The organism is Pseudanabaena sp. FACHB-2040 (assembly GCF_014696715.1).
Lineage (GTDB): Bacteria > Cyanobacteriota > Cyanobacteriia > Phormidesmidales > Phormidesmidaceae > JACVSF01.
Genome location: NZ_JACJQO010000022.1, coordinates 422,877 through 442,149, shown reverse-complemented (window position 1 = coordinate 442,149; position 19,273 = coordinate 422,877). Strand labels below are relative to the sequence as shown.

The following is a 19,273-nucleotide window of genomic DNA, read 5'->3' as shown; positions in this document are numbered from 1 at the left end:
TGGTCCTATGAAATAACTGGGTTTAAGAGGGAGAACTGGATGAACAGCGGCAAAGTCAGAATTTACGAGCTATCTCGGGAACTCAATTTGGAAAATAAAGACCTTTTGGCTATTTGCGATCGCCTTAATGTTGCCGTAAAGAGCCATAGCAGTACAATCACAGAGGATGAAGCGGATCAAATCCGCTCTGCCGCTAAACAAGCCCGCAGCAGTTCAGGGGGTAACGGAGCCTCTAAACCCCGCCCTACTCTTAACCCTAAGAACGGTGGTGGACAACCGGTTGTGCATAAACAGCAGATTTTGGAAATTCGACGGCATCGCCCTCCCATTAAACCCAATCGTCCCGCAGAGCCTCCAGCCGCTCAGGAAGCCGATCAGCCGATGCAGCTTGAAGAGCAGCCCATGACTGCTGCAGCCAGCGCAGACACGCTCATGAAGCCGCCTGCTCGTGACGGATTAGTATCGCCTGCCGCAGCTGAGCCAGTGCAAGAAATCCAGGATGCGGCCCCACCCCTTCAGCGCACCCCGGCTCCTACAGTGCCCTCTGAGCCTCAAGCACCCGTTAGCCCAGCCCCCCCGGCCAGCAGAGCCATCAGCAAGCCACGGACAGAGCTAGTTAGCCCCCCTTCGCGGCCTACTCGCCCCGTCCGAGAACCTGGTGTAGCTGCTCCTAGTCGACCCGTTATTCGACAAAATACAGACGGGTCTTCAGACGAAAGAGAGCAGCGATCGATTGAAGTTCGTGAAGTTCGCCGCCCTGTTCCCATTCGCGAAGTAGACGAACCAGCTAGTGGTGGCGGTGGCCCCGTTCTGAAGCCAAAGCCGAGATTGCGTCGTGCCCGGGGCGACGAAGACGACACAACTCAGACCGATAGCAACCAGCCTAAAAAAGAGCTCGAAGGAATGCCCTCTGGGGGTGAAGGCGATCTGGGTGATTCCCTGCTGCGCCGCCCCTCTCCGCCTCGCCACAGACGCAAAGAGCGGGAGGAGGAAGACGAAGAGCAAGAAATGCGGAAGGCCGGCAAGGTCACTAAGGCCAAGCGCCGAGGGCCTGTGCTTGATGACGAGGACGAAGATCTAGAAGAGATCATCGAAGGCGAAGATGGTGAGCAGGCTGGTACAGACCCTTCCTTCCTAAGTCTGTCAATTGCTCGCCCCCCTAAGCCTAAGAAGCAGGGAGTTTCTAAGCCTACTGCTCCTACCATGCGGAGTCACAAGCCGTCTGGCCGGGAGAATGCTCGGGCTCGGCGGGAACGGCGGGAACAAGCTAACAAGCAGGAGCGGCCAGGGCTGCTGATTTTGACTGAAGGACTAACGGTTCACGAGTTAGCCGAAAAGATTGCTGTCCCTGAAACCGAAATTATTAAGTCCCTCTTCTTTAAAGGCATTGCTGCCAACATCAACCAAACCTTAGATCTTGCAACCACCAAGCAAGTGGCTGAAGAGTTTGAGGTGGTAGTTGAGACTGTTGAAGCTGAGTCTGAAGCTAAGAAGGTTACAGAGATGCTGGATGTGGCTGACATGGAAAGCCTCCAGCGTCGCCCACCGGTCATCACCATCATGGGACACGTTGACCATGGTAAGACCAGCCTGCTTGATTCTATTCGGAAGACAAAAGTAGCCCAAGGAGAAGCAGGGGGCATTACCCAGCATATTGGGGCTTACCACGTTGACCTAGACCATAACGACCAAAAACAGCAGATTGTCTTCCTCGACACTCCAGGCCACGAAGCTTTTACAGCTATGCGGGCAAGAGGTGCGCGGGTAACTGACATTGCCATTCTGGTGGTTGCTGCTGATGATGGCGTGCGGCCTCAGACGATTGAGGCTATCAGCCACGCTAAAGCGGCAGGTGTGCCCATTGTGGTCGCTATCAACAAGATCGACAAAGAGTCGGCCAACGTTGACCGGGTGAAGCAAGAACTGATGGAGTACGCCCTGGTGCCAGAAGAATGGGGTGGCGACACCATTATGGTGCCGGTTAGCGCCATCACTGGAGAGAACCTGGATACTCTGCTGGAGATGCTTCTGCTGGTAGCTGAAGTCGAAGACCTCAATGCCAACCCTGATCGATTGGCCCGAGGAACCGTTATTGAAGCCAACCTGGATAAGGCTCGTGGACCAGTAGCAACCCTGCTGATCCAAAACGGAACGCTGCGAATTGGTGACAGCGTGGTTGCGGGTCCTGTCTTTGGTAAAGTGCGGGCCATGATCGACGATCTCGGCAAGCGGGTTAGCAGTGCAGCGCCATCCTTCGCTGTCGAGGTGCTGGGTCTGAACGACGTACCTGCTGCAGGCGACGAGTTTGAGGTCTATGCCGAAGAGAAAATGGCAAGGTCAGTGGCTGATTCTCGTGCCTCTGAGCAACGGCAGTCACGCCTACAGCAGGCTATGGCTTCTCGCCGGGTAACCCTCAACACCTTGTCTGTGCAGGCCCAGGAAGGCGACCTGAAAGAGCTGAACTTACTGCTGAAAGGCGATGTTCAGGGTTCGGTGGAAGCTATTCTGGCAGCGCTGCAGCAGTTACCTCAAAATGAGGTGCAGATTCGCGTTCTGCTGGCAGCCCCTGGAGAGATCAGCGAAACTGACGTTGACCTAGCTGCGGCTAGTGGTGCGGTCATTGTTGGTTTCAACACAACCCTGGCGACAGGTGCGCGTCAGTCTGCCGACCGGCTTGGCGTAGATGTACGTGACTACGACATCATCTACAACCTGCTGGATGACATTCAAGGAGCCATGGAAGGCTTACTCGAACCCGAATTGGTGGAAGAACCGCTGGGTCAGGTGGAAGTCCGAGCAGTCTTCCCAGTTCGCAAGGGAACTGTTGCGGGTTCCTATGTGCTCTCTGGTAAGGTGACTCGTAACTGTAACCTGAGGGTGACGCGAGGCGGCAACATGATTTACGAGGGCAAGCTCGACTCCCTGAAACGCATGAAGGAAGATGTCAAAGACGTAGCTCAAGGCTTTGAGTGCGGTATTGGTATTGATAACTTCAATGGCTGGCAAGAGGGCGACATCATTGATGCCTATCGGCTGGTTACTAAGCGCCGTACGCTAGCAATGGCTTAACAGGGAATGCGTTCATTTCGACTCGACCCGTATCTTTGGGTACATTTGGCAGGACTGGCTGCCGTGCCGCTCTGGTTAGACATTTGTCTGCTGGGGTTGGCTACTGGAGAGCCGGTTCTGCCAACTTGGGTAGAGTTGGGAATGATCGGGGGTATCGGCATTCTGCCGATAGTCTGGATGCAGTGGCAAAAGCCTTTCAGCATCTTTAGCCTAGTTTTGCTGGCCCTACGCCCCGATCGCATGGGCGAAGACCGACGCCGCATTTTGCGTCTGTTTAAGGATCCATTGGTCAAGTTTCTGGCAGCACTAGCCCCGATTCCCTTAATCTGGGTGCTGGTCAGGCTTTATACGCTGGCTCCGCTAGCATCGGATTTAACGCCGTTTGCCGTGGGCGGGCGAGGGCTAGGTTTGCTGGTAGCTGCGATCGCATTTCTTCTGGTCAATCTTTTTGTTCAGGTGCCGGTTAGCGTTCTGCGTGTTCTGGCAACGCCGCAGCGGGTCTTCAATAAGCTGCCGCCCTACCCTTCAGAACAGGTCAAGCAGGATTTTACAGTCCTGGGCTTTCGAGTCAACCGAATTTTGCCTGACTGGCAGGCTTCAGCAAAACCTGCAGTGGTTAAAACTGACTCCGTAGCGTCAGTTAGCCCACCCCAGCCAGTAGCGACCACGCTGGAAGAAGACCTTGATACTTGGGGAACAAATGCTGAAGATTTCTCAGCAATGTCAGAGGTGACCTCAGATCTATCGACTGATGATATAGGCTCTGCCGAAATTGTCTCTACTGAGCTATCTGCACCGATGGTTCCGGCCACGTCTGAGCCGGTTGCGCCTGAAGTAGAGTCATTGGCTAGCCCTGAGATTGTCTTCTCGGAGGAACTGCAGCAAGAGGCTGCGACTTCTGAAGCTGAGGCTCTTATTACGGGTGAACCAGTCTCTGATGAGGATCCGGACTTCGCTAAGCCCTTAGCGGATTTGCTGACTGCTGCCTCTGAGACGCCTTGGCAGCATCCTGAGCCAGACCTTGAGCCACTTGAACCAGCCTTTGAGCCAGAGGTAGATGCAGCAGAGCCTGTCTTTCTAGATGACCCAGAGATCAATCCTGATCCTAGCGGCTCAACCCCTACTACCGACGCCTCCGACAGCTCAGAATCCTCTTGGCATGCCTAAATTGCTTATGTAACCCCCTATTCTGTGGTTTCCAGCACAATGCCTTTGGGTTGCCTGCGCTATGCTGAGGAGTAAGAGGGCAGCTGCCTTCCTTACTCATGTGACCCGATGGGATGTAACGTCTATGGCAGATACCCGTTCGGCAAAATCTGATCGTTCTTCTAATGACGCTCATATTTGGCAAAGTCTGAAACGCGCGATCGCAAGCAGCTCCGGTTTTCAACGGTGGAAGGCAGAGCATGATTCTGCTGAAGTCGAAAGTACTTCGTTAGAACAGCTGGTGCGTCGATACCTGCGCGAGACGCTGGAGACGCTGGCTTATTAGAATTTGAGGGAGAAGACAGAAGGTACAGGCTAGGAGAAATCTTGTGCTTTGGCTCTCATCTTAGATAACCGTCTTCAGGCAGGAAACACTGTTTCCTGCCTATTTTGTGCCGCTTAACTGTTGCGGAATTTGCAACCGGCCATCAGTGAACAGAGCCCGATCTGATACTAGGACTGTTCTCTTCTGGTAAGGCATATGGCTGCGTCTCTCTTTTCTACTGCCCGCTGGCAACTGACCCTGCTCGGTCTTCTTACCACCAGCCTGCTAACCGGATGTGGGGCTGTCTCTACTACCCCTTCGCGCAGTTCATCAGAGGCAGCTGCACCTCAAACAGGCGAAACCTTTTCTCAAACTGTCCAGTCGGATGCAGGGATGGATGCGGCTGTGCCTTCGGAAGCTGCAGCGGGTGGTGCCCCTGCTGTACCTCTGCCTGAAGCCTCCCCCCAACTGGTCAAGCAGGCCAAACTAACCCTGATTCTCGATGACGTAGACGAGGGCACTGCCGCTGCTACCCAAATCGCTCGGCAGTTCCAAGGTGACATTTTAACCCTAGAAGATTGGCAGCCCCAACAGCTGACGGCCCCTCGCCAGGTCAACCTGACCCTGCGCTTGCCTCAGCAAAACCTAGAGGCTGCCCTCGACCAGATTCGCCAGCTAGGAGACATTCAGCAGCAGTCGGTAACCGCAGAAGACGTGTCTGACCAGCTAGTTGATCTGTCAGCCCGTCTGCGTAATCTGCGCCAGTCGGAAACCGCTCTGCTCAAAATCATGGATCGCTCCGGCAAAATTCCTGAAGTTCTGGAAGTGTCTCGCGAGTTGAGCACTGTCCGAGAGTCGATTGAGCGCTTGGCTGCCCAGCAGCAGCAGCTTAATCGCCAAGTTACCTACTCAACCATTACACTGACTCTGACCAGCGCGATCGCAGCGGCTCCCAACCCCCGTCCCCTAGGAGAGACTGTCAGCACCTCCTGGCAAGCCGCCACCCAATCCGTCGGCACCTTCACCGTTGGCCTCCTCAAAATTAGCCTGTGGCTTCTAGCCTATAGCCCTTACCTAGCGCTAATCGCAGGTATTGCCTTTGGCGGCTACCGATGGCAGCGGCGAACAGGGCAGTCGGTGGTTGTGGAGAGGGTTGGAGGGGAGTGAAGAAGATGCAGGGATGCGGAACGCGTCTTCCCCACCCTCCCTATCTCCCTACACGCCGTAATATCCCCGGTACCACTGCACAAACTGACCAATACCCACTTCTATAGGGGTGTTAGGCTGAAACCCGACGGCCTGCATCAAGTCATCGACATCGGCGTAGGTGGCGGGCACATCGCCAGGTTGCATGGGCTTAAAGATTTTCTCGGCGGGCTTGCCCATGGCCGCCTCAATGACCTCGATAAAGCGCAGCAGGGCTACCGGCTGGTGGTTGCCGATGTTGTAGATTTTGTAGGGGGCACGGCTATCACAGTCTTCTACCGTAGTCGCTAGGGGCTGAGGTGGATGACCTAGGGTGCGAACAATCCCTTCAACAACATCATCAATGTAGGTGAAGTCGCGCTTCATTTGGCCGTGGTTGTAGACGTCGATGGGGCGATCGTGTGCGATCGCATCGACAAACTTAAAGTAGGCCATATCCGGTCGGCCCCAAGGGCCATACACGGTAAAAAAACGCAGTCCGGTCATGGGTAGCTGATAGAGGTGGCTGTAGGCGTGGGCCATCAGCTCATTGGCTTTTTTGGTGGCAGCGTAGAGAGACACCGGATAATCCACCGTATCGCTAACCGCAAAAGGAACTTTGCGGTTGGCCCCATAGACCGAACTAGACGACGCAAAGACGAGATGTTGAACCTGAGCGCGACGACAGCCTTCTAGCACATTGAGAAAACCGGACAGGTTGCTATCGGAATAGGCGAAGGGATTTTCCAGGGAATAGCGCACTCCGGCCTGGGCCGCTAGATGTACTACCGCATCAAAGGGATGGGCCTCAAACAGAGTCATCATGCCTGCTCGATCGAACAGATCCAATTTTTCGAAGGTGAATTGGGGCTCTCCTAGCAGCTGCTGCAGACGATCCTGCTTGAGGCGAACGTCGTAGTAATCATTGAGATTGTCGATGCCGTAAATGGTGTGGCCCGCTGCTAGCAGATGCCGAGCCACGAAAAAACCGATAAAGCCAGCGACTCCAGTGATCAAAATCCTCATGAAATAGCTCTCCCTTCAGCCGTTGGCCCGATTGTTTGGCGAATAATTGGCAAACTCAAAAGCAAAATCGGCAGTCCTCTGCAGTTGCCTTTAGAATGCCCTACGTTCTTGGCGATTCTGCCGTGGAAGCGGATCCCAGCCTAATGGAAGCCTTGAGATCAAGTTGAAAGAGACCGCGTTACTCTGGAAAAAGAACTTTGATGCCGGGTGGTATTGCCTGTCCAACAGTAACAGCCTGGTACAGAAAGCTACTCATTTCTTTGTGGTTGACGGTCCATAGCACATAACCTGTAACTTATTCAAGCAGGAACCCAATCCAGTGCTAGGATCTATTCAATAGAAGAGAGAAAAAGAACGAAGAGGACGTATTCGTACATGCAAGAAATTGAAAAGTCGATATCCTTTGACGGACGGGATATTCGACTGAAAGTAGGTTTGTTGGCTCCTCAGGCAGGGGGAGCTGTGTTAGTACAGTCTGGCGATACAGCCGTTTTAGTAACTGCTACACGAGCCTCTGCGCGGGAGGGCATCGACTTTTTGCCGCTTTTGGTGGATTACGAAGAGCGCCTCTATGCAGCCGGACGAATTCCCGGCGGATTTTTGCGGCGGGAGGGCCGCCCCCCAGAGCGGGCCACGCTCATCAGCCGTCTAATTGACCGGCCTTTGCGACCCCTATTTCCGGGCTGGCTGCGAGACGACATTCAGGTGGTTGCGACCACGTTGTCGATGGACGAGCATGTGCCGCCAGATGTGCTGGCGGCAACTGGTGCTTCGGTCGCTGTCATGCTGGCAAAAATTCCCTTTAATGGCCCCATGGCGGCGGTTCGAGTTGGTCTGGTCGGAGACGATTTTGTTATCAATCCCACCTATCAGGAAGTCGAGGACGGCGATCTAGATCTGATCGTCGCCGGGTCTCCCGATGGCGTCATCATGGTCGAAGCAGGGGCCAATCAGCTGCCTGAAGAGGACATGATTGAGGCAATCGACTTTGGCTATGAGGTCGTGCAGGATCTGATTCAAGCCCAGCGGGATTTGATTGCTGAACTGGGCATTGAGCTGGTGCAGGAGACGGAGCCGGAAACCGATCCGACCCTGGAACAGTTTGTTCAGGAGAAAGCGACAGCTAGCATCAAAGAGGTGCTGAAGCAGTTTGAACTGACCAAGCCTGAGCGCGATGAGAAGCTAGATGCGATCAAGAGTGCGATCGCAGCTGAAATAGAAGCTCTGAGCGATGAAGACCCAATCAAAGCTGCCGCTGCTGCAAATGCCAAAGCTCTAGGCAACACCTACAAATCTGTCACCAAAAAGATGATGCGGCGGCAGATTGTAGAAGATCACGTGCGGGTCGATGGCCGCAAGCTAAATGAAGTTCGCCCCATCAGCTGCCGGGTTGGCTTACTGCCTCAGCGAGTACACGGCAGCGGCCTGTTCCAACGGGGCCTGACGCAGGTAATGTCTATCACCACTCTGGGCACCCCCGGCGATGCTCAGATGATGGACGACCTGCACCCCGACGAAGAAAAACGCTACCTGCACCACTACAACTTCCCGCCCTACTCCGTAGGCGAGACTCGCCCCATGCGATCGCCCGGTCGCCGCGAGATCGGCCACGGAGCCCTAGCAGAACGGGCACTGGTGCCGGTTCTGCCGCCCAAAGAAGAGTTTCCCTATGTGATTCGAGTTGTCTCTGAGGTGCTTTCCTCCAACGGCTCGACCTCCATGGGCTCGGTCTGCGGCTCTACCTTGTCTCTCATGGATGCCGGAGTGCCCCTCGTCAAACCCGTCAGCGGGGCTGCTATGGGCCTGATTAAGGAAGGCGATGAGGTGCGCATCCTCACCGACATCCAGGGCATCGAAGACTTCTTGGGAGACATGGACTTCAAGGTGGCTGGCACCGACAGCGGCATCACTGCTCTGCAGATGGACATGAAGATCACTGGCTTGCCAATGAAGGTGATTGCTGATGCTATTCACCAGGCCAAGCCTGCCCGGCTTCACATTCTAGAGAAAATGCTGTCAACCATCGATCAGCCTCGCCAGGATCTGTCGCCCTTCGCCCCCCGACTGCTGACCATCAAGATCGATCCCGAGATGATCGGGATGGTGATTGGACCTGGCGGTAAGAAGATCAAGAGCATCACCGAGCAAACCGGAGCTAAGGTAGATATTGCCGACGACGGTACCGTCACCATCTCCGCTATCGAAGGGGAAAAGGCCAAACAGGCCAGAGCCCTAATTGAAGCCATTACCCACAGGCCCTCAGCTGGCGATGTCTTTGCGGGCAAAGTCACGCGGGTCATTCCCATTGGAGCTTTTGTGGAGTTTCTGCCCGGCCAGGAGGGCATGATTCACATTTCCCAGTTGGCGGACTACCGGGTTAACAAGGTTGAGGACGAAGTGAACGTCGGCGATGATGTCATCGTTAAGATTCGGGAAGTTGATGGCCGAGGCCGGATCAACTTGACCCGCCTGAACATCCATCCTGATGAGGCGACTGCCGCCCGTGAGGCTGCTGCTGCCCGGTAACAGATAACAGTTGGCGCATCTTTAGCGTTCAGTGTTATTTGCTTTAGGTGCCCTTAGGGGCACCTTTTTTGTGCTGTTTACAGTGTCTGAAGTCGCCGCTAAGATAGCCCCACCTTTATGCCAGGACAATCTTCCTGGGGCTATTCTTGGAACGGGTTAGGAGGAATATTTGATCCGGGTGAACCTTTCTCGGTAGGATGCAATGATGCAATTCCATTGACGTGATCCCCATTCATTAACCAACTGTGCGAAAAATTGTCATTGCTGGTAACTGGAAAATGTTCAAGACCCAGGCAGAAGCCCTGGAGTTCTTGCAAGGCTTTTTAGGGGAGCTAACAGAAACTCCCGATGATAGAGAGGTCGTGCTGTGCGCTCCATTTACAGCCCTCGGTGCGCTTTCTAGAAATCTGCATGGGGCTCGAGTTAGGATTGGTGCCCAAAACATTCACTGGGAGACGACCGGAGCTTATACCGGCGAAATTTCTGGTGCAATGCTGCAGGAGTTCGCCGTTCGTTTCGTTGTCGTGGGGCACAGCGAACGCCGCCAGTACTTTGGCGATACTGACGAGACAGTGAATCTGCGCCTTCAGGCAGCCCAAAAGTACGGCTTTGTACCCATCCTCTGCGTGGGCGAGACAAAACAGCAACGAGATGCTGGTGAAACTGAAGCCGTTATCATCAAACAAATCGAAAAGGGCTTGGTGGGCGTGGACCAGACCAATCTGGTGATTGCCTACGAACCGATTTGGGCAATTGGTACGGGAGATACCTGTGAGGCTGTAGAAGCCAATCGAGTCATTGGTGTCATTCGGCAGCAGCTGAAGAACCCAGATGTCACAATTCAGTACGGCGGCTCTGTCAAGCCAGACAACGTGGATGAACTGATGGCTCAGCCCGAGATTGATGGGGCACTGGTGGGAGGCGCTAGCCTAGAGCCTAAGAGCTTTGCCCGGATTGTAAACTACGTCTAGAGACGCCTAGGTAGGGTGGAAGAAGGCGCTACCTAACCAATCCATCAGGCTTTCATCTTCTGCCTGTCCTACTGCTCGTAGGCGTATTGGTTGCGGCCTCGCTGCTTGGCTTGGTACAGGGTTTTGTCTGCCTGCTGAATCAAAACTTTAGGCGGGGTTGCCCTGTCGGGAATGATGCTGGCAATGCCCATGCTGACAGTGACAGTGTCTTGTACCTGGGATTGACAATGGGGCATGGCTAGAGCCTGAATGGCTACTTGGACGCGTTGCGCGACTGCGATCGCACCTTTCGCCCCTGTTCCCGGCAACACAATGGCAAACTCTTCGCCCCCATAGCGAGCTACCAGATCGCTTGAGCGATGCACTAGCAGCTTTAAGGCCTGGGCCAACCGCATCAGACAGTCATCCCCCTGCTGGTGACCGTAGTAGTCGTTGTAAAGCTTGAAGTAGTCTACGTCTAGCAAAATCAGGCTAAGGGGCTGTTTGGTGCGGGTTAGGCGCAGCCACTCCCCAATAAAATATTCGTCAAAGCGACGACGGTTGGCTACGCCCGTTAGGCTATCCAGGTGGGCCAGCGTTTCGAGCTTAAGATTAGCAGCCTTTAAAGCTAGTTCAGCCTGCTTGCGGAGGGTCATATTGCGTAGGGTGAGAGCTACCCCATCGCCCAGCTTGACCGCTATCAGCTGATACCAAAGCATCTCGTCCGCCCCAAAAAAACAGAACTCCGTTTCCCAGGGGTTTCCGTGGTCGACAACCTGAATCAATGCCTCTGGCAAATGGGAAACCAAATTTTCTAGGTACTCACCCATTAGCAGACCCTCCAGCTGAATCTGATCTCGGCTTAGCAGTTGAGTCAGAACTGGATTGGCTACCAGGCAGCGGAAGTCGGTGATCGCTTGGGTAGTCTGATGTCGTATAGCCTGGAGAGCTGCAATGCCATCTGGAGAGCTATTCAAAATGCTAGATAGAAGGGTCTTGGACTGATCTAGCACAGCTTCTGTCGCTTTGCGTTTGGCGACTTCTTGCCCTAGAAGCTGCTGCTGCCGTTGGAGGGTCAGTTGATTCTCTAGACGGGCAGCAACCTCCTCTATGTGAAAGGGCTTGGTAATGTAGTCTGCCCCACCCACCTGAAATGCCTTGACTTTATCTATCGCTTCATCCAGGGCGCTGACAAAAATTATGGGAATGTGCTGGGTCTGGGCGTTAGCTTTAACTGCCTCACACACCTGATAGCCGTCCATTTCTGGCATTTTGATATCTAGCAAGATCAGGTCCGGCAGTTTGACTTTTAGTGTTTTGAGGGCCATCTGACCGCTGCGAACACTGCGGACGCTGTAACCCCTTTGGGAGAGCAATTCTGTTAGCAGCCGCAGGTTCTCGGGAATGTCGTCAACAATCAAGATATTGCCAGGCATCGCAGCAGTAAGTTGATGAGTCATGGTTAACTCAGGAGTCGATGATCTGAAGCAGCGTTTCAAAATGGAACCGATGAACCAGGTGGCTGAATTGGCGAACGAGCGCCTCGCGCTCAGCCGGAATTTGCTGGAGTAAACTCAGGGCGCACTGGGCATCTGCTTCCAGAGCCGCCTGATAAAGCCGGTCAATCCAGGCTTGGGGCATTTGGCGTAGCTCTAAGAGGACTTGCTCAGGGCTTTCATCAGCGATCTGCAGAGATGCCTCTGGGGTGTAGCGGTAGCGAACGTTTAGGTGAGCTGCGATCGCAGCCAAAACGGCCTCTTGCTTAAAAGGCTTTTGCAGGCAGTCGTCGCAGCCAGCCGCCAAAATAGCTGCCCGCTCCTCTGCTAACACGCTGGCTGTCAGCCCGACAATGACCGTCTTTTGCCCAGCTGCGGTGGCTTTAATCTGCTGAGTGGCCTCATAGCCATCTACGTCGGGCATCCGCATGTCCATCCAAATTAGGTCTGGCTGCCAGCAGTGCCATAGAGCTACAGCCTCTCGGCCACTTGCCGCTTCCTGCACTTCAAACCCCAAGGGAGCCAGCAACTCTACCAGCAGGCAGCGATTCACTAGCTTATCGTCTACTACCAAAATTTTATAGGTAGGCTGACCCGGCACCAGTTCTAGAATTTGCTGCTCACCTGCCGTAGCCAGAAGCGATTCTACCTGTCCCATTGGAATAGCAAACTGAAAGCAGCTGCCGTAACCAACCTGGCTTTCGACTGTGATATCGCCGCCCATGAGCTGCACAAACTTGCGGCTGATGGCTAGGCCTAGGCCTGCCCCCTCCTGTGTTTCCCGGCCCGCCGGAGCCTGGACAAAGGCTTCAAACACCTGAGCTACCTCCTGGGCTGACATGCCGATACCGGTGTCCTCAACCTCAAAGTAGATCACTCTAATAGGCAGTTGGCTCGGTGCTGCTTCAGGGGTTGGGCTATTAACAGCAACCGCAGCTGCCACAGTCGAGGCGTAAACCCGCAGCGTGATCTGGCCCTGCCGAGTGAACTTGATGGCGTTGCCCAGTAGATTGATCAGAACTTGGCGTAGCTTGACTTCATCCGTTGAGCCATAACGCGGCAGGGATGCCCCCCGCTCACAGATAAACGCTAGCTGTTTCTCGGCTGCCTTAAGCCGAAACATATCTTCTAAGTCTTCTAGCAGCTGATAGAGATCAAAGTTATGGGTTGAGAGCTTGGCCTGCCCCGCCTCAATTTTAGATAGGTCCAGGATGTGATTGATTAAAGTCAATAAGTAGTCGCCACTACGATAAATGATAGCAACCTTTTCTCTCTCACCGCAGGAAAAACAGGAGGATCGTAGCATCAGTTGGGAGTAGCCCAAGATGGCATTTAGGGGCGATCGCAACTCGTGGCTCATGTTGGCTATAAAGATGTTCTTAGCCTGGTTGGCAACTTCGGCTTTATCTTTTGCGATCGCTAGCTCTAGGTTTGATTCGGCCAGTTCAGCCGTCCGCTCTTGCACGCGCTGCTCCAGCGTGTCAAAGGACTGCCGAAGCTGGTGGGCCATGCTGTTGAAGGAAGCTGCTAGATCCTCCAATTCATCAATTCCCTCCACCTCCACCACGGAAGTAAAATCGCCGTTGGAAATTGCTGTAGCTGCCTGGTTGAGCTTTGCCACTGGTCGGGTAATCCAGCGGCCTGTCAGCAGCCCGATAATTAGCGCTGCCGCTACGGCCAGCACACTCAAAAATACGGTCAGGTGCGTGCTGGCATAAATCTCGGCCATAAAGTCCGACTCGGGAATGACCAATACCACCAGCCAGTCCAGACCCCGGCTGTCATAAAAGGGGGCTACCTGAACAAACTGCTGCTGGCCATTGGGCAACCGGAAAGCAACTTGCTGAATGCCTTGAATAGAGCGAAGATCTCCAAATTGCTGGATCAGGTAGCGAGCGGTGGCGCTGACCAAAGGATTTTTGCTGTCAACTGCCTGCAGTCGCTCCGCTGCTGTGCCTTCCCCCAGCAGCAGGTTTTCCTCATTAGCGGTAGAGCTAGAGACCAGCGCCCCCGATCGCTCCAAAATAAAGGTTTCGCCAGATTTACCAACCTCAAGCTCGCTAAGAAACGTGTCTAATTCGGCAGACAGCAGAAAGTCGGCCGCACAGACCCCTAACAGCTTCTGGTTGGCGTCGTACACAGGAATACTGGCCGTTACGACCGGTACCAGGGCATCAAAATCTAGGTAAATCTCGCTCCAGGTGGCTCTTTCTCTAGCTTTTGCTGCAATATACCAGGGTCGCAGGCGTGGGTCGTAGGGGCGGTCTAGAAATTCGTTTTTAAGCTGGGCCTGGTTGCCTCGGTTGTCTAGTTTATAGAACTGAAAGTAGTAGTTGGTATCAGCATTAGAGATCTGCAGTTGCAGCGTGCCGTCATCCTTTGATCGGCCCACTCCCATAAAGGCACCATCCGCCTCAGTACCGCAGTAGATCAAATTATTAGTAGGAAAGGTCTTAGCCTGCTGCCAAAACAGATACTCCCCTTCTGCCTGCTTGACTTGAATGCTGCCTTGGGTCAGTGCGATCGCATTCATTTCATTAATTAGAAACGGCGATTCTACATAGCCCTGAATTTGCTGTTGAATTCGCCCAGTTAGTTCGATACGCAGTTGAGAGGCCAGATCGTGAATCGCTCGCTGGCTATTGCGAAAAGATAAATATTCTACTAGCGCCACAGCCCCTACCAATTGAGCGATGAAGGGCAGCACCAAGATCCACTGTAGGGGACGCTTAGCCCACGGTTGGCGAACCTGGGGAAAACGGAGAAGACGCGGCATACCACCTAGCGCAAAGGGATCCTCTACCAGTTTTCCCGCTAATTCTCATAAAGATCGATAGGGCAATGAACTGAACTCAACTTGCTCGGCGATCAAAAAGGGCTGCCTTCTCGCGAAGACAGCCCTGCTCAGTTAAGCCCCTAAAACGAGGCTAGGGAGAGTTGTTGACCTTAGTTTAGTAGTCGAAGTCGCCGCCCATGCCAGCGCCAGCGGGCGCATTTTCCTTAGGCTCGGGCTTGTCTACGACGATACACTCGGTGGTCAGCACCATGCCGGCAATGGAGGCCGCGTTTTGCAGGGCAGAACGGGTCACCTTAGCAGGGTCTACGATACCGATTTCGAACATGTCAACGAACTTATCGTTAGCGGCGTCGTAGCCAGTATCAAAGGGCAGTTCTTTGACTCGCTCAGCCACAACAGCGCCGTTCTTACCGGCGTTTTCAGCAATCCGCATCAGGGGAGCCGCTAGAGCGCGAGCCACAATGGTGCCGCCGGTTAGCTCCTCATCCTTCAAGTTAGCGTTGACCCACTCGGTCAAGCTGGGAACCAGGTGCGCCAGGGTGGTACCGCCACCAGGGACGATGCCCTCTTCAACCGCTGCCTTGGTAGCGTTGATAGCATCTTCTAGACGCAGCTTGCGGTCCTTCATCTCGGTTTCGGTAGCGGCACCCACTTTGATGACTGCTACACCGCCAGAGAGCTTGGCCAGCCGCTCTTGGAGCTTTTCTTTGTCGTAGCTGGACTCGGTTTCGTCGATTTGGCGACGAATCTGCTCGCAGCGGGCCTTCACCTGGGCTTCGTTGCCCTCAGCCACGATGGTGGTGGTGTCTTTGGTGATAGTGAGGCGGCGGGCTTTGCCCAGCATGTCGATCTTGGTGTTGTCTAGCTTGAGGCCGGTGTCTTCGCTGATCACCTGGCCGCCGGTCAGCACCGCGATGTCTTCGAGCATGGCCTTACGGCGATCGCCAAAGCCAGGAGCCTTAACTGCAGCGACGTTAAGCACACCGCGCAGACGGTTGACAACCAGGGTTGCCAGGGCTTCTTTCTCAATATCTTCAGCAATGATCATCAGCGGGCGGCCGGCGCGGGCAACCTGCTCCAGTACGGGTACTAGATCCTGCACCAGGGCAATCTTCTTGTCGGTAATCAGGATGAAGGGCTCGTCGAGCACAGCTTCCATGCGCTCGGTGTCGGTGACAAAGTAGGGAGAGGTGTAGCCCTTGTCAAAGCGCATCCCTTCAGTGACCTCCAGTTCGGTGGTCATGGACTTGCCTTCTTCCAAGGAGATGACGCCTTCGCGGCCCACCTTTTCCATCGCTTCAGCGATCATGTTGCCAACTTCTTCGTCGTTACCGGCGGAGATGGAGCCAACCTGAGCGATGGACTTAGAGTCGCCTACAGGGCGAGCGTGCTCAGCGATTTTCTCGACGAGGAAAGCGGTGGCTTTGTCGATGCCGCGCTTGAGGGAAATGGCGTTGGAGCCAGCAGCGACGTTACGTAGGCCTTCTTTGACCATGGCGTGGGCCAGCACAGTTGCGGTGGTGGTACCGTCGCCAGCAGCATCGTTGGTTTTGGAAGCAGCCTGACGAATCAGCGCGACTCCGGTGTTTTCAACGTTGTCTTCTAATTCGATTTCTTTAGCGATGGTGACACCATCGTTAACGATCTGGGGTGCGCCGAACTTCTTCTCTAGCACCACGTTGCGGCCCTTGGGTCCAAGGGTGACAGCAACGGCTTCGGCCAGAATGTCCATGCCGCGTTCTAGAGCACGACGGGCATTTTCGTTATAAATGATGCGCTTAGCCATAGTTCTTTAGTTGCGTTGTTGTGTTGAAACAGAGTTGGAGCGATCTGCCAAGTTAGGAGTAGGGCAGGTTTTGTAGCGAGTTCGTAAGCAGGCCGGTAAAGCTGTTTGCTAAACCTGCTCCCACGAGAACCTGCCCCACGAAACGGGATGGTTAGCCTAGGACAGCCAGAATGTCTTTTTCGGACAACAGCACATACTCATCAGCGCCAAGCTTGATGTCGGTGCCTGCGTACTTGGAGTACAGCACTTTGTCGCCAACTTTCACTTCGGTTTCTTGACGGCTGCCGTCGTCGCTGCGCTTGCCAGGACCCACAGCGGTGATTTCGCCCACCTGGGGTTTTTCTTTGGCGGTATCGGGCAGCAAGATGCCACCAGCAGTTTTCTCTTCGGATTCGCTTACTTTAACTAGAACACGATCGCCTAGCGGCTTAAGGCTAGACGCCGCTAAAGTTACAGCTGCCATAAAATGTTACTCTCCAGATTTGATACTCAATTAAGTTGCGCGCTTGTGGAATGATCCCGTGTAAAATCGGGAGCGCAATACTTCTTTTAGGACTTAGCACTCTCAAGCCCCGAGTGCTAATTTAAGGTGTTGGGGTGTGCGATCGCAACCATCCCCGCTGTACGGGTTCCCGAACAGTATTTTTCAGCTCCTCTGAAATGCCTATACAGCAAGTCTTTGCTCTTATCGCACTAATTCCCGGCAGCGCGATGGTTCTGACAGAAGCTGTTTCACCTTCTGTCTACCTAGCCCAAACTCCTCCCAGTAACCTGACCCAAACCCTGGAGAGCTTCGGCTACTGGCAAGAGGTGTGCCGCCTGCAGGTCGAAGCTGAAAAGTATGTCGAGGCCCAGGCTGCCTGTGCGACTGCGCTCCAGCTGCGTCCCCAAGAGACTGATCTCTGGATCACCCAAAGCAGCCTCTTACTGGCGTTAGCTCAATATCCCGAGGCTATCGCTGCGGCCCAGCAGGCTCTGACCCTTCATCCTAATAATGCGCTGGCCCTGACGCACCAGTGCCGAGCCTACCTCGAACTGAATCAGCCTGGCCAGGCGTTGAGCACCTGCGAGCAAGCGCTACAGCTAACCGATAGTGGCGACAATGCATCTATGGCGTCACTCTGGCTGTATCAGGGCCGCGCCTTGGCCCAGCAGCAGGACTATGAGGCGGCGCTGGTGGCCTATGAGCGATCGCTATTGACCAATCGGCAGGATGCCCAGGTTTTAACTTACCGCTGCCAGGCTTACCTGGATCTAAAACAGTACAGCAATGCCCTAGAAAGCTGTGAAGCCGCCCTAAACGGTGACTCTAGCTGGGGTAGCGCCAGCCCTGCCCTAGCCTGGTCTTTCCGGGGAATTGCCCACCGGGAGCAGGGGCAGCTTGTTCCCGCCGTGGCTGCTTTTGATCAGGCCCTGACCCTAAACCCGGAAGATGCATTCACTTGGGTAGCTCAGGGGCAGACCCTAGAAATGCTGGATCGCTTTGAGGAAGCGCTGCTGTCCTACAACCGAGCGGTGGCCCTGCAGCCCGACTGGTCAGAGGCGCGGGTGGGGCAGTGTGCCCTGCTTAACCAGACTGCTCAGTATGAGGCCGCGATGGCTGCCTGTGAGCAGGCCCTAGCGGGCAATGGAAATGGAGACTGGGGAGCAGAAGGGGCTGCCGCAGCATGGTCGCAGCAGGCCACGGCTTATCTAGGTTTGGATCGGCCTCAGGCGGCGCTGGCGGCGATCAACCGAGCTGTGGGCCTGAACTCGGAGTACGCCGCTGCCTGGAATAACCGGGGGGCTATTTTGGCACGCCTAGAAGATTGGCAGGGTGCGATCGCATCTCTCCAGCGCGCCACCGAACTCGACCCTACCTATGCCTCTCCCTGGATCAATGTGGGCCGCCTCCAGCGGCGGCTGGGGCAGTATGAATCGGCTCTCACTGCCTATGATCAGGCTATTGCTTTGGATCCCAATGATGCCGAAACCTGGGCTAACCGCAGCGTGGTGCAGTGGTATTTGCAGCAGCACGCTGCGGCACTAGAATCGGCAGACCGCGCCATTGCCCTAGATGAACGTACATATCTGGGCTGGTACAACCGGGCCACAGTTTTGGTGTCTCTAGAGCGCTACCCGGAAGCAGGCAGAGCCTACCAGCAGGCGATCCGAATTGCCCCCGATAGTGCTGATGCCTGGACCGGCATGGGCGTGGTGCTGGCCCGACTCAACCGCTATGACGAAGCCCGTCGAGTGTTGGCCAAGGCGTTAGAGCTAAATCCTCAGCAGGGGGTGGCTCAGGCTGCGTGGCGGGCTCTGCCGCCGCTGACTCGCCCAGGTCAGTAGCCGGAGTTTTTGCCACATCTGCTAGGAAAACTGCCATCATCAGCTAGGGCAAACGTCACTGCAGCGAGCCTGTAGCTTCACTGAGGAAGGATGGGAGACAGCATGGAGACGGCAGCAGAGCGATTGATTTTGGTGATAGATCATCACCCCGAGCATGTTCGCGTTATTGATCAGGCGCTGAGCGAAACTGCTGGTCAATACCGGCTGGTTGCGATCGCAGAAGTAGCGCAAGCGCTTAGTTTTCTCAACCGCCAAGGTGCCTACACCGATGCTCCTCGCCCCGACCTAATTTTGCTCGATCTCGACCTGCCCGAGAAAAATGGCTGGGAGATCTTAACCGCTATCAAAGCCGCGCCCCACCTGCGCCGCATTCCCATCGTCGTTTTGACACTAGCAGACAGTGAAGCCGATGTCTTCGACAGCTATGCAATGCAGGGCAACTGTTACGTGATCAAATCTGCCGACCTGAACCAGCTTTATCACCTCGTCAAGCGCATTGAAGATTTTTGGCTTGGCATTGTAACGCTGCCGCTGGAATGACACTTTCATCAATAAAAAGATTTATTAAAAAATAATAAAGTTCTGATCTGGGTAATAAGCAATCATCAAATTAAATAAGAATTTGACTGTTTTAACTAG

General features: G+C 54.5%; 13 protein-coding genes. 8 read left to right on the top strand and 5 right to left on the bottom strand.

Annotation, left to right across the window (positions count from 1 at the left end; all coding sequences use genetic code 11):
- Window positions 1-39 precede the first annotated feature (39 nt).
- From infB to H6G13_RS24905, 4 genes are all read left to right on the top strand, one after another.
- Complete coding sequence (gene infB, locus H6G13_RS24920) at window positions 40-3,069, top strand: translation initiation factor IF-2 (protein WP_190487961.1); 3,030 nt, start codon at window positions 40-42, stop codon at window positions 3,067-3,069.
- Window positions 3,070-3,075: 6 nt separating this feature from the next.
- Window positions 3,076-4,236, top strand: coding sequence for a low-complexity tail membrane protein (locus tag H6G13_RS24915; RefSeq protein ID WP_190487959.1), 1,161 nt, complete (start codon window positions 3,076-3,078; stop codon window positions 4,234-4,236).
- 124 nt (window positions 4,237-4,360) lie between these two features.
- Complete coding sequence (locus H6G13_RS24910) at window positions 4,361-4,561, top strand: hypothetical protein (protein ID WP_190487958.1); 201 nt, start codon at window positions 4,361-4,363, stop codon at window positions 4,559-4,561.
- Between the two features lie 195 nt (window positions 4,562-4,756).
- Window positions 4,757-5,707, top strand: a complete 951-nt coding sequence (locus H6G13_RS24905; RefSeq protein ID WP_190487955.1) for a DUF4349 domain-containing protein — start codon at window positions 4,757-4,759, stop codon at window positions 5,705-5,707.
- Between the two features lie 48 nt (window positions 5,708-5,755).
- On the opposite strand, the gene H6G13_RS24900 is transcribed toward H6G13_RS24905, so the two are convergent.
- Window positions 5,756-6,751: an NAD-dependent epimerase gene (locus H6G13_RS24900; protein WP_190487954.1), complete on the bottom strand. Its 996-nt coding sequence runs from the start codon at window positions 6,749-6,751 to the stop codon at window positions 5,756-5,758.
- A 375-nt stretch (window positions 6,752-7,126) separates the two neighbouring features.
- Between H6G13_RS24900 and H6G13_RS24895 the strand changes: the two genes are divergently transcribed.
- Together H6G13_RS24895 and tpiA are read left to right on the top strand one after the other, a co-directional pair.
- Window positions 7,127-9,277 (top strand): polyribonucleotide nucleotidyltransferase, encoded by a 2,151-nt coding sequence (locus tag H6G13_RS24895; RefSeq protein ID WP_190487952.1) that lies wholly within the window; start codon window positions 7,127-7,129, stop codon window positions 9,275-9,277.
- Between the two features lie 245 nt (window positions 9,278-9,522).
- Complete coding sequence (tpiA, locus tag H6G13_RS24890; protein ID WP_190487950.1) at window positions 9,523-10,248, top strand: triose-phosphate isomerase; 726 nt, start codon at window positions 9,523-9,525, stop codon at window positions 10,246-10,248.
- A 68-nt stretch (window positions 10,249-10,316) separates the two neighbouring features.
- Here tpiA and H6G13_RS24885 read toward each other — a convergent pair whose 3' ends face one another.
- The 4 genes from H6G13_RS24885 to groES form a co-directional block, all read right to left on the bottom strand.
- Complete coding sequence (locus tag H6G13_RS24885; RefSeq protein ID WP_190487948.1) at window positions 10,317-11,687, bottom strand: diguanylate cyclase; 1,371 nt, start codon at window positions 11,685-11,687, stop codon at window positions 10,317-10,319.
- A 7-nt stretch (window positions 11,688-11,694) separates the two neighbouring features.
- A complete protein-coding gene (locus tag H6G13_RS24880; protein ID WP_190487946.1) occupies window positions 11,695-14,499 on the bottom strand; it encodes an ATP-binding protein in 2,805 nt (934 codons plus the stop codon).
- 175 nt (window positions 14,500-14,674) lie between these two features.
- Window positions 14,675-16,306 (bottom strand): chaperonin GroEL, encoded by a 1,632-nt coding sequence (groL, locus tag H6G13_RS24875; protein WP_190487944.1) that lies wholly within the window; start codon window positions 16,304-16,306, stop codon window positions 14,675-14,677.
- A gap of 151 nt (window positions 16,307-16,457) precedes the next feature.
- The gene (gene groES, locus H6G13_RS24870; protein WP_190487942.1) at window positions 16,458-16,769 is read right to left on the bottom strand and encodes a co-chaperone GroES; all 312 of its coding nucleotides are present in this window, start codon (window positions 16,767-16,769) and stop codon (window positions 16,458-16,460) included.
- Between the two features lie 248 nt (window positions 16,770-17,017).
- Between groES and H6G13_RS24865 the strand changes: the two genes are divergently transcribed.
- Window positions 17,018-18,634 (top strand): tetratricopeptide repeat protein, encoded by a 1,617-nt coding sequence (locus tag H6G13_RS24865; protein ID WP_190487940.1) that lies wholly within the window; start codon window positions 17,018-17,020, stop codon window positions 18,632-18,634.
- A 102-nt stretch (window positions 18,635-18,736) separates the two neighbouring features.
- Window positions 18,737-19,174, top strand: a complete 438-nt coding sequence (locus tag H6G13_RS24860; protein WP_190488336.1) for a response regulator — start codon at window positions 18,737-18,739, stop codon at window positions 19,172-19,174.
- The last annotated feature ends 99 nt before the right edge of the window (window positions 19,175-19,273 follow it).

Bases quoted from the DNA above. Each gene is read 5' to 3' on its own strand.
- infB (WP_190487961.1), top strand. From the start codon at position 40: ATGAACAGCGGCAAAGTCAGAATTTACGAGCTATCTCGGGAACTCAAT.
- H6G13_RS24915 (WP_190487959.1), top strand. From the start codon at position 3,076: ATGCGTTCATTTCGACTCGACCCGTATCTTTGGGTACATTTGGCAGGA.
- H6G13_RS24910 (WP_190487958.1), top strand. From the start codon at position 4,361: ATGGCAGATACCCGTTCGGCAAAATCTGATCGTTCTTCTAATGACGCT.
- H6G13_RS24905 (WP_190487955.1), top strand. From the start codon at position 4,757: ATGGCTGCGTCTCTCTTTTCTACTGCCCGCTGGCAACTGACCCTGCTC.
- H6G13_RS24900 (WP_190487954.1), bottom strand. From the start codon at position 6,751: ATGAGGATTTTGATCACTGGAGTCGCTGGCTTTATCGGTTTTTTCGTG.
- H6G13_RS24895 (WP_190487952.1), top strand. From the start codon at position 7,127: ATGCAAGAAATTGAAAAGTCGATATCCTTTGACGGACGGGATATTCGA.
- H6G13_RS24885 (WP_190487948.1), bottom strand. From the start codon at position 11,687: ATGACTCATCAACTTACTGCTGCGATGCCTGGCAATATCTTGATTGTT.
- H6G13_RS24880 (WP_190487946.1), bottom strand. From the start codon at position 14,499: ATGCCGCGTCTTCTCCGTTTTCCCCAGGTTCGCCAACCGTGGGCTAAG.
- groL (WP_190487944.1), bottom strand. From the start codon at position 16,306: ATGGCTAAGCGCATCATTTATAACGAAAATGCCCGTCGTGCTCTAGAA.
- groES (WP_190487942.1), bottom strand. From the start codon at position 16,769: ATGGCAGCTGTAACTTTAGCGGCGTCTAGCCTTAAGCCGCTAGGCGAT.
- H6G13_RS24865 (WP_190487940.1), top strand. From the start codon at position 17,018: ATGGTTCTGACAGAAGCTGTTTCACCTTCTGTCTACCTAGCCCAAACT.
- H6G13_RS24860 (WP_190488336.1), top strand. From the start codon at position 18,737: ATGGAGACGGCAGCAGAGCGATTGATTTTGGTGATAGATCATCACCCC.